This is a genomic window from Paenibacillus sp. FSL K6-0276 (assembly GCF_037977235.1).
Lineage (GTDB): Bacteria > Bacillota > Bacilli > Paenibacillales > Paenibacillaceae > Paenibacillus_AQ.
This window is the reverse complement of the sequence record NZ_CP150276.1, coordinates 3,146,950-3,159,753: the sequence shown is the minus strand read 5'-3', so window position 1 is coordinate 3,159,753 and position 12,804 is coordinate 3,146,950. Positions and strand designations below refer to the sequence as shown.

14 protein-coding genes are annotated in these 12,804 nt (G+C 39.5%); 10 read left to right on the top strand and 4 right to left on the bottom strand.

The annotated features are described in order from the left end of the window. Window positions 1-64: 64 nt before the first annotated feature. Together MHH52_RS14930 and MHH52_RS14925 are read right to left on the bottom strand one after the other, a co-directional pair. Window positions 65-322 (bottom strand): DUF4190 domain-containing protein, encoded by a 258-nt coding sequence (locus MHH52_RS14930; protein WP_340003385.1) that lies wholly within the window; start codon window positions 320-322, stop codon window positions 65-67. A gap of 84 nt (window positions 323-406) precedes the next feature. Further along, window positions 407-1,186, bottom strand: coding sequence for a GNAT family N-acetyltransferase (locus MHH52_RS14925; protein ID WP_340003384.1), 780 nt, complete (start codon window positions 1,184-1,186; stop codon window positions 407-409). A 130-nt stretch (window positions 1,187-1,316) separates the two neighbouring features. Between MHH52_RS14925 and MHH52_RS14920 the strand changes: the two genes are divergently transcribed. Further along, window positions 1,317-1,529 carry a hypothetical protein gene (locus MHH52_RS14920; RefSeq protein WP_340003383.1) on the top strand — a complete coding sequence of 71 codons (213 nt, stop codon included), beginning with the start codon at window positions 1,317-1,319 and terminating at the stop codon, window positions 1,527-1,529. Window positions 1,530-1,818: 289 nt separating this feature from the next. Then, window positions 1,819-2,337: a GrpB family protein gene (locus tag MHH52_RS14915; protein WP_340009661.1), complete on the top strand. Its 519-nt coding sequence runs from the start codon at window positions 1,819-1,821 to the stop codon at window positions 2,335-2,337. An 11-nt stretch (window positions 2,338-2,348) separates the two neighbouring features. Here the strand turns inward: MHH52_RS14915 and MHH52_RS14910 are convergent, their stop codons facing one another. Further along, complete coding sequence (locus MHH52_RS14910; protein ID WP_313637240.1) at window positions 2,349-3,212, bottom strand: AraC family transcriptional regulator; 864 nt, start codon at window positions 3,210-3,212, stop codon at window positions 2,349-2,351. Window positions 3,213-3,467: 255 nt separating this feature from the next. On the opposite strand from MHH52_RS14910, the gene MHH52_RS14905 reads away from it, so the two are divergent. From MHH52_RS14905 to MHH52_RS14870, 8 genes are all read left to right on the top strand, one after another. Then, complete coding sequence (locus MHH52_RS14905; RefSeq protein ID WP_340003382.1) at window positions 3,468-4,766, top strand: alpha-glucosidase/alpha-galactosidase; 1,299 nt, start codon at window positions 3,468-3,470, stop codon at window positions 4,764-4,766. Between the two features lie 130 nt (window positions 4,767-4,896). After that, window positions 4,897-5,256, top strand: a complete 360-nt coding sequence (locus tag MHH52_RS14900) for a succinylglutamate desuccinylase/aspartoacylase family protein (RefSeq protein WP_340009659.1) — start codon at window positions 4,897-4,899, stop codon at window positions 5,254-5,256. Between the two features lie 574 nt (window positions 5,257-5,830). Then, window positions 5,831-6,928, top strand: coding sequence for a HAMP domain-containing sensor histidine kinase (locus MHH52_RS14895; RefSeq protein WP_313637236.1), 1,098 nt, complete (start codon window positions 5,831-5,833; stop codon window positions 6,926-6,928). Window positions 6,929-7,077: 149 nt separating this feature from the next. Beyond that, window positions 7,078-7,494: a MarR family transcriptional regulator gene (locus MHH52_RS14890; RefSeq protein WP_340003381.1), complete on the top strand. Its 417-nt coding sequence runs from the start codon at window positions 7,078-7,080 to the stop codon at window positions 7,492-7,494. Window positions 7,495-7,568: 74 nt separating this feature from the next. Then, window positions 7,569-7,793, top strand: coding sequence for a DUF896 domain-containing protein (locus MHH52_RS14885; RefSeq protein WP_313637232.1), 225 nt, complete (start codon window positions 7,569-7,571; stop codon window positions 7,791-7,793). 276 nt (window positions 7,794-8,069) lie between these two features. Beyond that, window positions 8,070-9,008 (top strand): alpha/beta hydrolase, encoded by a 939-nt coding sequence (locus tag MHH52_RS14880; protein WP_340003380.1) that lies wholly within the window; start codon window positions 8,070-8,072, stop codon window positions 9,006-9,008. 146 nt (window positions 9,009-9,154) lie between these two features. Beyond that, on the top strand, window positions 9,155-11,032 hold the full coding sequence (gene asnB / locus MHH52_RS14875; protein WP_340009657.1) for an asparagine synthase (glutamine-hydrolyzing): 1,878 nt from the start codon (window positions 9,155-9,157) through the stop codon (window positions 11,030-11,032). Window positions 11,033-11,046: 14 nt separating this feature from the next. Beyond that, a complete protein-coding gene (locus MHH52_RS14870; RefSeq protein WP_340003379.1) occupies window positions 11,047-11,574 on the top strand; it encodes a putative immunity protein in 528 nt (175 codons plus the stop codon). A 957-nt stretch (window positions 11,575-12,531) separates the two neighbouring features. Here the strand turns inward: MHH52_RS14870 and MHH52_RS14865 are convergent. Beyond that, window positions 12,532-12,798: a hypothetical protein gene (locus tag MHH52_RS14865; RefSeq protein WP_340003378.1), complete on the bottom strand. Its 267-nt coding sequence runs from the start codon at window positions 12,796-12,798 to the stop codon at window positions 12,532-12,534. Window positions 12,799-12,804: the final 6 nt, after the last annotated feature.

Here is a 12,804-nt window from a genome sequence, read left to right as displayed (position 1 = left end):
TGAAAGCTAAAAAGGATCTCAGCAGCTATTAGGTTGGCAATTGAGATCCTTTTTTGTATGTAGATCAGTAAGGGGGGTAACTAGAAGCTGCATATACAAACAAAAGGAAAAGTAAAATCAAGATTGCGTAAATAAGCGTACCGACAATTCCACATACCAGACCCGCGATGGCTAGGCCTCTTCCTTGCTCATACCGAATCCGGATCTCTTTCAGTGATATGGCAGAAAGTATAATCGCTACAATCCCTAACAAAAATCCGATATAAGGCACAACTATGGACAGAATTCCTAAGACGAAACCAGCAATTGACTTGCCATTCATCGGTGCTGGAGGGGGTGGAGGTGGATAATAGTTTTGATTCTCGTTCGGTTCATAACTTATCAAAGTCACCTCCAATAAAGAGTGTTATTGAATGTAGTTAATCCAGTGTTCGAGATGTACACAAGGGACAAGTCCAATAGATTCAGCTAATTTGATGGACGCTTGATTCGTTTCAAGAACGTGATAGCGTGGAATAAAACCAAGCGCTAAAGTTTCCTGAATAGCTGTTCGAACCACTTTTTTAGCGTACCCGTTTCTCTGAGAAGATTCTAAAGTATGTACAGCGCCGATTTCCCAAATGGTTTCTTCATTACGAAACGCAAGACAGGTACTGACTGGATTATCGCCTTGAAAGATCGACACGGAAAAAGCCCCACTTTGAAAATAGTCTTCTATTTCATCTTTGGTGTAATGATTAGCGGCCCACAGCGGAATTAACCTGTCATCAACCAAGTGATTGATTACAACTTCTTTGTCCTTCGGAAAGATTTGTCCCTCAGTTGTACTATAAGAGAAGAACCCTCGAACTTTCTCTATAGAAAAATGCGCGGACAATGCCTTCGTATACTTCACATCTTGCAATTTAAATACAAACTTCGCTTTCAGGGGCAACAGTTGAAGTAGAGCCGGAAATAACTCAGGGTTGCTGTAATCCATAAATACGATGTAATCGGCTTGAGGATATACTCTATGATCATATGCGTATGCTGTGGCTGGAAGAAGCAATAAAACGCCCCACTGATCTCCATGCTCTACCAGGTGAGACTCCATGACTTCGTGGAAAGAGGTTATCATTTTTAACAAACTCACATTCTTCAATGGTTCCTTGCGCAATCTGGTCATAATTTGGTCGTTCTGGTGCATGTTAATTTACTCCTCGCTCAATATATTTCACTATAAATTGTACTTATGCAGATATTCATATTTTGGATGATCATTATAGCGCAGAAAGATGTAAGCTTGACAGTGACTGCTATAATTTATTAGGGAAATAATGCCTTTTTTTCTGGAAGGAGAACCTTACCACTACAGTAGCTCTATCACAGGATTGTTTGGGCTAATCGGTGTAGCAAGTGCTGCGGGTGCTCCATTTATCGGGAGGTTAGCAGACAGGATCGCACCTAAGAAGATTGTAGGTATACTGTTGGTGCTGACATTGATTGCTTATGGATTCTTCGGTTTACCGGATTTACAATTTGGAGCCTAATTGCCGGAGTAATTATTCTGGATCTTGGAGTACAAGGGTCGCAGGTTAGTAACCAAACGCGGATCTATGCACTTGAGCCAGCGGCACGCAGCCGTATTAATACTGTTTTTATGGTTAGTACTTTTACTGGTGGAGCTATTGGATCAACACTGGGAAGTTTTGCATGGCAGCATTGGGGCTGGAGTGGTGTCTGTATGATGGGCGGAATGCTAATTGTAGCCGCTATATGCATTTGGATAGTATATAGAGTAATTGAGAAGAGGGTATTATACGCAGGAGGTGCATGATTATCGCTGAGAAGACAAAAGTCGTAGAAGTTGTCCCGTATGACCCAGAGTGGAAAGTAGAATTCAATAGAATAAGAGATCAGCTGTTATCTTATGTCGGAGATCTCATTATTACGATTGAGCATGTGGGTAGTACTTCTATTGAAGGGCTCGCAGCTAAACCTATCATAGATCTTGATCTTGTGATGGATAGCTACGATGTACTCCCACAAATTATAGAACGTTTACAGCAGCATGGTTATGAACATCAAGGGAACTTGGGAATAGAAGGCAGAGAAGCCTTCAAAAGACGTCAAGCGGACGAATTTATGAAATATCATCTGTATGTATGCCCTAAGGATGGAAAAGGGTACTTGGAGCATATCGCATTCAGAAACTATCTTCGTTCGAATGAGTCAGCGCTTCAAGCGTATGCAGAGGTCAAACAGCGTCTGGCGGTACAATACCGCTACGATATTGATGCTTACTGTGAAGGAAAGACAGCATTTGTCACCTCGATTTTATCCAAAACCATGAAATGACCCATAAGCAATCATGTGCCAGATCGAAGATGGTTTCGATATTCACTGGGGGACATGCCGCTCCATTTACGGAACTGCTTGGAAAAATACAACGCGTCATTGAAACCGACCGAAGAGGATACCTGGTCGATAGTGAGCGTTCCTCCAAGCAGTTCCTTTGCTTTATCCATGCGAACCTTTAACAAATATTGCTTGGGTGACATTCCAATCTTTTGCTTAAAGGCCTTAGAGAGGTGTGCCCTATGATAACCAAGAGAGGATGCCATGTGGTCGATACTGATCTGTTGATGAAATTGGAGAGAGATCCAGCGGATCGCTTGATTGATCTGGCGGTCGATAACATCTGGTAATTGTGCGGATTTAGGGGTGAGCGAACTTATGTTCGCAAGGCCGAATTTGTGCACCAAAAGGCGCAGCCACCCAGAAGCCTCCAAACTTTCCAACCTTGGATAAGCAGACTGCTGAAAGGAAAAACGAATATGTTCATACAAGTTATGTATCTCTATAAGGTTATCTAAGTGTATTAACGGCTTGTCCGGTGTAATCCCCACTTCTTTTAATAGCTGTTGAACGGCTTCCCCTTGCAAGGCCACCCAAACATAAGTCCAAGGCTGTTCCATGTCTGCCTGATAGCTGAATAATGCCCCTGGGAAAATAACAAAGGTATCTCCCGTACCACATACCTGAGAGTTACTTCCACTCTGAAACACGCCCTTTCCTTCAATTACGGTATGTATAAGGTAGTAATCGTGAACAGAAGGCCCCATCTTATGTCCAGGGACCGGTTTGCCTTCACCGCTGAACAATACAGTCAGGTCGGGTTCATCTGGAGCAAGATTAAACCCTGCTGTGAAATGATAATGCTCTGAAGCCATTTGCTTCCGACCTCCTATAAGTGATTTGATTTACAATTAGATTATAGGACGGATCACTTAAATGCAACAAATATCCATATATGAATTGTATTTCTCCATACTCTTTGAGACTGCTCTCATTTATAGTAAATAGTGAAGAGAGCAGGCGGTCACCATCATAAATCACAGTGTTTATAAGGGATTTTCATTCTAGTTTTCTGTGTATATGGCGATGTTGAAACCGTACACCTCACTAAATAAGGAGGAATATTTCACATGTCTAAAATTACATTTATCGGAGCGGGTAGTACCGTATTTGCCAAGAACGTATTGGGTGATTGCATGAGAACACCAGCCCTTCAGGGTTTTGAGCTTGCATTGTTTGATATTGATCTTCAGCGTCTTAAAGATTCTGAGAATATGCTGAACAATATAAAAGAAAGTAGTGGTAGCACCTGTGTCATAAAATCCTATACGGATCGCAAAGAAGCCTTACGCGGAGCTAAATATGTGATTAATGCGATTCAAGTTGGAGGTTATGATCCTTGTACCATTACGGACTTTGAAATTCCGAAGAAATATGGCTTGCGTCAGACGATTGCGGACACGGTTGGTATAGGTGGTATTTTCCGCAACTTACGTACCATTCCAGTCATGCTGGATTTTGCTGCAGACGTAAGAGAGGTTTGTCCAGATGCGCTTTTCATGAACTATACGAATCCTATGGCAGTACTGACCAATGTGATGAACACCTATGGTGGCGTGAAGACCGTTGGATTATGTCATAGTGTACAGCATTGTATTCCAGGCTTGTTCGAACATCTCGGAATGGATCAGACAGGGGTACAGGCTAAGATTGCCGGGATTAACCATATGGCTTGGCTATTGGAGGTTACGAAGGACGGAGAGGATTTATACCCGGAAATCAAACGCCGCGCCGCTGAGAAGCAGAAAGAGCATCACGGAGATATGGTTCGTTATGAAATGATGCTTAAATTTGGTTACTACATTACGGAGTCTTCGGAACATAACGCAGAGTATCATCCTTATTTTATCAAACGTAATTATCCGGAGCTCATCGAACGTTTCCAAATTCCACTCGACGAGTATCCTCGCCGCTGTGTAGATCAAATTGAACGCTGGCAGCAAATGCGTGAGGAATTAGTAAATAACAAAGAGCTTGTGCATGAACGTTCGCATGAATATGCATCTTACATCATGGAAGCCATCGAAACGAATGTACCTTTCAAAATAGGCGGCAATGTTATGAATACAGGTCTTATCACTAATTTGCCAAACGAAGCTTGTGTAGAGGTTCCGTGTCTTGTAGACAGCTGTGGAGTAACTCCAACCTTCGTAGGTGATCTGCCTCCGCAGTGTGCAGCACTGAATCGTACGAACATTAATACACAATTGCTCACAATTGAAGCAGCGATTACGCATAAGAAGGAGCATATCTATCACGCTGCTATGCTCGATCCGCACACATCTGCCGAGCTGTCGATGGATGATATTACTAACATGTGTGACGAGCTGATTGCTGCGCATGGAGACTGGTTGCCAGCGTATAAATAAATTGCCTATATCTACAATTCAGTACGCAGAAAGCCTGAGAAATCAGGCTTTTTTTTGCTTGTCTGTCTAGGACAACTGGGGTACATCGGAATACACATATATGGACACCTAATTGCGGAGGTGAAGCGTGATGATCATTGAGAGCCATACTTTAGCATCGTCCACATCCCATGCCACCCCTTATTATGTGATCAGAGGTGAGCTACCTGGTCCTGTGTTTATGGTGGTGTCCGGCATACACGGGAATGAAACGGCAAGCATACATGCTGCTCATAACATCGTGAATCGCTTGAGACAAGGAGAGCAATATGTTCACCGAGGAACTCTTATTATTGTTCCCCTCATGAATCAAAAAGCTTATCGCAAACGAATTCGAGGAGTGCCAGATTTGAACCGAACGTTTCCACGTTTTCGGAACGAATCTGCAAGCCATCCGTTATCCAGCCTTGCTTCAATTAGTACGGCGTTATCGACCCACCTGGTATCTTGATCTCCATGAAGCGAACGGTCTGTCTCAAAGAAATCCTAAGCGACTCGGTCAGACTATTATCATAAAGCCTGGGAGCCGAGGGACGGTTACAGCAAGAAGTATCATAAAAGACATTAACCGTTCGATAGCTTATTCAGGACATCATTTTAACATCCGATTACGAGAGCGTCCCGGTTCGTCACGTGCAGCCGTCTCCCGTATATTAGGAGCGAAGGCTTATACTGTGGAAACCTGTTGGAGTCTCGACCGTGACCTTCGTATTCGGTATCAGATAGATATTGTTAGCCGTTTTCTAAGAAGTGCGGGGTTGACGTGATGAATAGAAACTCTTTAATCTAAGCAAGTTGACCCTAAGTTCGTGGGATTCAGCTTGCTTTTTGTTGACTGAGCAATGTCATTCAGTTGAATCAAAAATGCAAGAAAAATGGCCATATTGGCCTAGGAGAACATTTGTTCGGGTTGGGAATTTTTTGCGAGGAAAGATCTGTGATTCTAATAATTTGAGATTTAGGTAGAATTCGTATACCATTGTCACATACAAGATTAAATACAGTGGGGGAAAGGTATACATTCAATGCCTAAAATGATATATAGTTTTCGGACTAAAATGATTATGTTGCTAATGGCCAGTATGCTAGTATCTGGTGGAATAACCTTTTTAATCTATAAAGCTCTCCAGCGATATTATCGCTCTGAGGTAAAGTTTGAGAATCCATTAACCCAAATTCGCTATGTAATAAGAGATATTGGAGATGTGAATACATTTTTAATTATCTTTATACCACTTGCCATTTTATTCTTCTTTTTATTCACTAAACCGTATGCAAAATACTTCACAGAAATCTCAAAGGGGATTCATCAGCTAGCGTCAGGTGATTTCTCAGAACGAGTAGATATACCCTCCAAAGATGAGTTTGGGATGATTGGACAAGATATCAATCTGGCAATTGAGAATCTACAGGAAGCCATTGAGCGGGGAGACATTGCCGAGAGCAGTAAAGATCAACTCGTGTTGAACCTAGCGCATGATCTGCGTACACCGCTAACCTCGGTTATTGGTTATTTGGATTTGATTTTGAAGGACGAACAATTAACTCCCGAACAGACCAGACATTACACAACGATTGCTTATACCAAATCTCAACGCTTGGAAAAATTAATCGATGAGCTGTTTGAAATCACACGAATGAATTACGGAAAGCTTAAACTCGAGAAGACCTCGATCGATCTCAGTGAGCTTCTCTTACAATTAAACGAAGAATTATATCCAGTCTTTGAGAAAAATAGTCTTACTTCCAGATTGGATGTAACTCAGCCACTGAAGATTTATGGTGACGGGGAATTGTTAGCACGTGTATTTGAGAACCTTCTCACGAATGCAGCTCGTTACGGAAATGACGGTCAATTTATTGATATTCACGGTTACTTGGATCAAAACGATGTAGTCGTTGAAGTTATCAATTATGGAAATTGTATTGAGCCGGAAGAACTGCCACGTATTTTTGATATGTTTTACACGGGTGATCGTGCACGAACACATCCGACAGGAAGCACGGGACTTGGCTTGTTTATTATTAAAAATATAGTAGAGCAGCATGATGGAACCGTATCTGCGCATAGCAGCGTAGTTCGCACACTCTTTGAAGTACGCCTCCCGCAAAATAGTAATTGAAGATCAATTTCTAATTCATGAAGTGCTATTCTAAAGAGGATTCATTGGTTGGAGGATTAATAAAGATCGTCTAACCTTTGAAATCCTCTTAAAAATGTGATATCATTAGCTTGCTAAGTAATTTGGATGGCGGTTCGGGGGAACAAACTGTGATTGAAGATGAGATAAGAGAACTACTTGATAAAATTTCAGCGAAAATGCGTAGAGATTATGCAGAGCTTCTGAGGGAACTTAATCTTCATGTTGGCCAAGAACAGTTATTATGCCGACTATGGAGAGAGGATGGAATGACACAAATACAGCTGAGTGAACGTTTGAACTGTGAACCTCCCACAATTACGAACATGGTAAAATCACTTGAAAATCATGGGTTTGTTGTTCGAAAAAGAGATCCTGAAGATGGCAGAGTAAGCCGAGTATACCTAACGCTAGCCGGACGTAATCTTTGCGAACCTGTGGAACAAATATGGAACAAGCAGCTGGATAAATTATTAGCAGGGATTCTACCCGAAGAACGTTTATTATTAAGAAGGCTTATGAAACAAATGGCTGATAATTTATCTTGAATCAGGAATTATTCACAGAATTATTCACCATAACCATTAGCAAGCTAATTAAAATTCAGAAAAGAGGAACATAGATGATTACCAGTTTGACTCGAATCAATGAACTAGCCCGGAAAGAACGTGAAGAAGGTCTGACAAAGAGTGAGTGGGTTGAACAGATCGTTTTGCGTGAAGATTACCTACGTGAAATTCGTGGACAAGTTCGTAACAGTCTATCAGGAGTGACGATTGTTGATCCTGAGGGAAATGATGTTACGCCTGAAAAGATTCGTTTATCCCGCAAAGAAACATTGAACTAATGAAGAACTAATGAACTTGAAAAACACCTTTAGAATATCGTTGAATTGCCCCACGGCTTAATCAGCGAATATCTAGAGGTGTTTTTTTGTGATGTCAAATAGACGGAAGTGAAACCACATCTATAAAAGTTCTCTTAACGGAAGTTTAATTCAATTTCACTAGCTGAGGCTGAAAGTTAAGGTTCAATTAAACTTGAGTTACACAGGATCTAAGACTGGATTGTTAGAATGAAATGGACATCAGATAAGATATAAATATGTGGGAGCTGGAATTAGATGATGAAAAAGACAGTTTTCTTTTTACTAAAAGCAATAGGAGTTATAGTCATAGCCATAGTGCTTTTTCTAGCCATTGTTTTTACGGTTAATGTGATCTGCAACAAATTGGAGAAAGGTAAAATTGAACCATATGGTCAGCAAGTACCTGTAGACGGAAAAAACATGAATGTCACGATTCAAGGAAATGGTGAAGAGACGGTGGTATTACTACCAGGATACGGAACTGCAGCGCCGGGTATTGATTTCAAGCCGCTAGTTGACGAGTTATCTCCATTTTACAAAGTGGTTGTGATTGAGCCATTTGGCTATGGATTAAGTGATGTCACCGAAAAAGAACGAAGTATTGAAAATATTGTGAGTGAATTACATGAATGTTTACAACAATTAAATATAGACCGTTATATTCTGATGGGGCACTCCATATCCGGAATTTATGGTCTAGACTATGTGAACAAATACGAAAACGAAGTTAGTGCATTCGTGGGGATCGACAGCAGTGTACCGGCACAAGGGGGCGGGGATGAACTTCCAATAGCAACCTTAAAATCACTTAAACAATCAGGTTTCTACAGATTGCTGGTTAAACTCGATCCAGCCCAAATCATTACACCAGACGTTGATGATAAAACTAAAGAGCAAAATAGAATGATTTCACTTAAAAACATGATGAATCCAAACACCATTAGCGAAGCAGAGCATTTCACAAGTAATTTTAAAGCCGCTGAAACTTTAAAGTTCCCTAAAGAACTTCCTGTAGTGTTCTTCTTAGTGAAAGATACTACGGATGTTGAAGGCTGGGAAACTTTACATGAAGAACAGATAAAAGATTCTTTACATGGGAAGATGATGATGTTTGAAGGAGATCATTATTTACACCATACACGATCGAAAGAAATCGCCCAGAACTTCAGAAGCTTCATGAGTGAAATAAAATAAGATGCATGAGAAAACGTCGAACGATTCCTTTTGTGAATCACTCGACGTTTTTTATATGAATGATAAGTTGCAAAAAATGATGATTGATCAAAGCAATTGTGGGCACTCTATATCCTAATCTTTATTATAGGAAGGACTACAATAGCATGTGCGGAATAGCTGGAATATTAAAGTGTAATGGACAACCACCACAAGAAGAAACCTTAAAACAAATGACAGGTGCAATGAATCACCGAGGTCCTAATCATGAAGGAGTATGGCTCGACTCTCGAATTGGGCTCGGTTTTCGTAGGTTATCCATTATAGATTTGCGTGATGGCAATCAACCGATGACGAATGAAGATCGTTCCCTTTGGATTGTTTTTAATGGTGAAATCTATAATTATAAAACACTACGAGATCAGCTTAAGCTAAAGGGACATCACTTTCAAACGCAATCAGATACAGAGGTCATTGTGCATTTATATGAGGAATACGGCAAGGACTGTGTCCATCATTTACGTGGAATGTTTAGTTTTGCGATTTGGGATGTTAAGGAACAGACCCTTTTTGCTGCTAGAGATCATTTTGGCATCAAGCCTTTATATTATTACAAAGATGAGAATAATCTTTTATTTGCTTCGGAAATTAAAAGCATACTTGCTGTTCAAGGAGTGCCTAGAAAGCTTCAGTATCAAAGTTTATTCAGCTACTTAACTTTTCAGTATGTGCCACAACCCGATACGATGTTTGAACATATTTATAAGTTAGGACCTGCAGAGCGAGTATTTGTTAACTCGGAAGGCGAAATGAAGATCGAGAAATATTGGGAACCCCATTTTCATCCGGTAGAACGATCTTTAGCAGACTATGCGGAAGAAATTCAGTGGAAATTGAAAGAGTCTGTAAACCTTCATTTACAAAGTGATGTGAATAGAGGGTGTTTTTTGTCCAGTGGAATTGACTCCACAGCGATAGCTGCAATGATGAGAGCAGAAGAATCCACAAAAACCTTTTCTATTGGATTTGAAGGAGAGAACAACGAAACGATCATTGCAAATCAAACGGCAGCCAAACTGGGAACGGATCATTATTTTCATATCTTATCTACAAAAGACTTTTTTGAGAGTATACCGAAAACGGTCTGGCATCTAGATGAGCCTATCGCAGATCCTTCCGCAATTGCACTCTATCATCTAAATCAGCTTGCAAAAGAACATGTCACGGTTGTCTTATCAGGTGAAGGTGCGGATGAATTATTCGGAGGATACCGAATTTATAGAGAGCCAGACGCATTAAAAGCAATATCATGGATGCCCAATTTCATTAAGACTACGTTACGAAAATCATTAAACATGTACCCTTACAACTTTTATGGTAAAAATTATATACTTCGGGGACTGACACCTTTAGAAGAGCGTTTTTTCGGTAATGCTAATATCTTTAACAAAAGCGCAAAGATGAACTTGCTCCATGAATCGGTACATGCTCAAAGAAGTTTTTTACATGCCACCGATATTGTTAAGCCTTTTTATGAAAAGACAGTACACCTAGACCCAACGACAAGAATGCAATTTATTGATATGAATTTTTGGTTACCCGGCGATATTTTGTCAAAAGCAGATAAGCTGTCCATGGCACATTCTTTAGAATTAAGAGTACCGTTTTTAGATAAAGAGGTTTTTGAAACGGCTAGTAAGATTCCTGTATCCAATCGGATTGGCAACAAAACAACAAAACTCGCTTTGCGTAAAGCTATGGAAGGAATCGTTCCGGATGCTATTGTGAATCGCCCGAAATTAGGATTTCCCGTACCGATTCGTGATTGGCTCAAGACTCCAATTTCGAATATAATATTTGAGCAAATACGATACAGCGGTATTGAAGAAATATTCAATATGAATATCATCGAAGAGATGTTTATCCAGCATCGGAGTAATAAAGGTGACTTTTCGCGTAGAATATGGTTAATTTACATTTTTTCAGTGTGGTACACTCTTTTTATGAAAGAAGATCTGAAGCAATTAAATAATGCCACGCAGTGATGGGAGTGGTTCGAATGAATATTGAGGAATATGCGTGGAATAAACATGAACAGCAACTAAAAGAAACAAACGAATTTACTTATAGTAGTCCGAAGATAAAGATTGTAGATAACAATGAATTAAGAAATCAACTTGAAGAAACGCTTGAAAAATTGCCGCAGAAGTTACTTGCCAAATGGGCTTTGAGAATTGCTGTTGAACATTTGTCTTATCTGGATGATTACCTTGTAAATGACCCGCGAATTGATTTAGGTATAGAAACTCTAGAAAAGCGAATAACAGGAGATATTAGAGCCTTCGACTTAAGAAAAATTGGATTTATAGTAAATGAATTAGCTAAAGAGTCCACAACCGAAGTTAGTAAGTATGCTGCACGTTCTTTTGCCCAAGCGATTGCAACAGGACATATGAGAGGACATGCTATGGTAAGCAGTGACTATGCAGTTAAGCTTGTAAATTACATATCAAACAATTCCTCAGTGGCCGAGGCCGCCACAAAAGAACGTGAAAGACAATTAAGGATAATTGAAGAGTTGATTTGAAATTGCAAACACATATAAGGTTACTCTAAATAGTTAAATAATGGAAAAAATAACGTACGTAAATAAACAGATAAAGTTTTATGCGAGATTCTGGCGGGCTTTAAAAGGTTTGCTTTAAATTAATATCACTACACATTATACAAATGAAACGAGTTCTGCAAAAGAAAAGATCAACTGGTTCATGGAAAGGAAACATTTAAACATTGCAGCGAACATTAATGGACGACAATATTGGCAATATTAAGGAACTAAATTGCTAGTGCCATTAATTTAATCATAACTTACTCACAAAACCCGTATTTTGTACATATGTCTATAGGTTGGAAAATACCCTTCTTGACATAATGAATGTGTACTGAATTGTCTGGTGATGTCGGTGGACAAGAACATGGTCCCTTGTAGGACAAGAACTTGGTCCCATTGCCGACAAAGCCCCTATTCTAGCCATAAAAAAACAACTCAATTGAGTTGTAATCAATAATCATGCTTCTTTAAATAAGAACTCACGTAATTAATTAGTTCATAATTTTTTGGATAATCAATGGATATCCGTGCCGGTACGTAGGATTTCATCTTTGAAATAGCTCTCTTTTTTCTTAAGCTATGATTGGGGCATTGATATGCAGTGATTCTTGTGTTGATTGTATTTTCATAATACAGATTGAAGTTTATACTTTCAGCGCTCTTAACTTTAACCTCTTGGTATTTAAAAGCAATTTTGAAGTTAGCTTTTGTGTTCATGAGTATCTTATCCCAGTTAATATTTTTCTTACCATGAACTAATATATCATCAGCATATTTTAGACACTCGTAAAAAAACACTAGACTAAATCGATATGACCATTGTTCTTGGATCCATTCCAATGTATCCTTATTTACCCGTTTCCCCTTACTCGTAAGAACATATTCTTCCAATAATAATTTGATGTCATCAGTTATTGCATTAGTAAGCTAGCCCTATTCGACTAATAATGCAACCCATATAAATATTACATACAATAATATAGCTGTTGCAACGGCACTTAGTGGAATAATCCATGTTAGGTGTGTTTTGAAGGGTTTCAGTACACGTATCCATTGATCTCTTTTTGTGAGTAATTGATTGTTAGCTATTCTAATTATATTTTCAACTTTATGTTCATCTGTGTTAAGGAACTCCTTCCAAAGTTGATCATACTGTTCTTTGATTGAATCTTTATTGGTACTATCTTTTAATATAACCATATCTCC

Bases quoted from the DNA above. Each gene is read 5' to 3' on its own strand.
- MHH52_RS14865 (WP_340003378.1), bottom strand. From the start codon at position 12,798: ATGGTTATATTAAAAGATAGTACCAATAAAGATTCAATCAAAGAACAG.
- MHH52_RS14880 (WP_340003380.1), top strand. From the start codon at position 8,070: ATGATGAAAAAGACAGTTTTCTTTTTACTAAAAGCAATAGGAGTTATA.
- MHH52_RS14870 (WP_340003379.1), top strand. From the start codon at position 11,047: ATGAATATTGAGGAATATGCGTGGAATAAACATGAACAGCAACTAAAA.
- asnB (WP_340009657.1), top strand. From the start codon at position 9,155: ATGTGCGGAATAGCTGGAATATTAAAGTGTAATGGACAACCACCACAA.
- MHH52_RS14930 (WP_340003385.1), bottom strand. From the start codon at position 322: ATGAATGGCAAGTCAATTGCTGGTTTCGTCTTAGGAATTCTGTCCATA.
- MHH52_RS14885 (WP_313637232.1), top strand. From the start codon at position 7,569: ATGATTACCAGTTTGACTCGAATCAATGAACTAGCCCGGAAAGAACGT.
- MHH52_RS14910 (WP_313637240.1), bottom strand. From the start codon at position 3,212: ATGGCTTCAGAGCATTATCATTTCACAGCAGGGTTTAATCTTGCTCCA.
- MHH52_RS14925 (WP_340003384.1), bottom strand. From the start codon at position 1,186: ATGCACCAGAACGACCAAATTATGACCAGATTGCGCAAGGAACCATTG.
- MHH52_RS14920 (WP_340003383.1), top strand. From the start codon at position 1,317: ATGCCTTTTTTTCTGGAAGGAGAACCTTACCACTACAGTAGCTCTATC.
- MHH52_RS14895 (WP_313637236.1), top strand. From the start codon at position 5,831: ATGCCTAAAATGATATATAGTTTTCGGACTAAAATGATTATGTTGCTA.
- MHH52_RS14900 (WP_340009659.1), top strand. From the start codon at position 4,897: ATGATCATTGAGAGCCATACTTTAGCATCGTCCACATCCCATGCCACC.
- MHH52_RS14905 (WP_340003382.1), top strand. From the start codon at position 3,468: ATGTCTAAAATTACATTTATCGGAGCGGGTAGTACCGTATTTGCCAAG.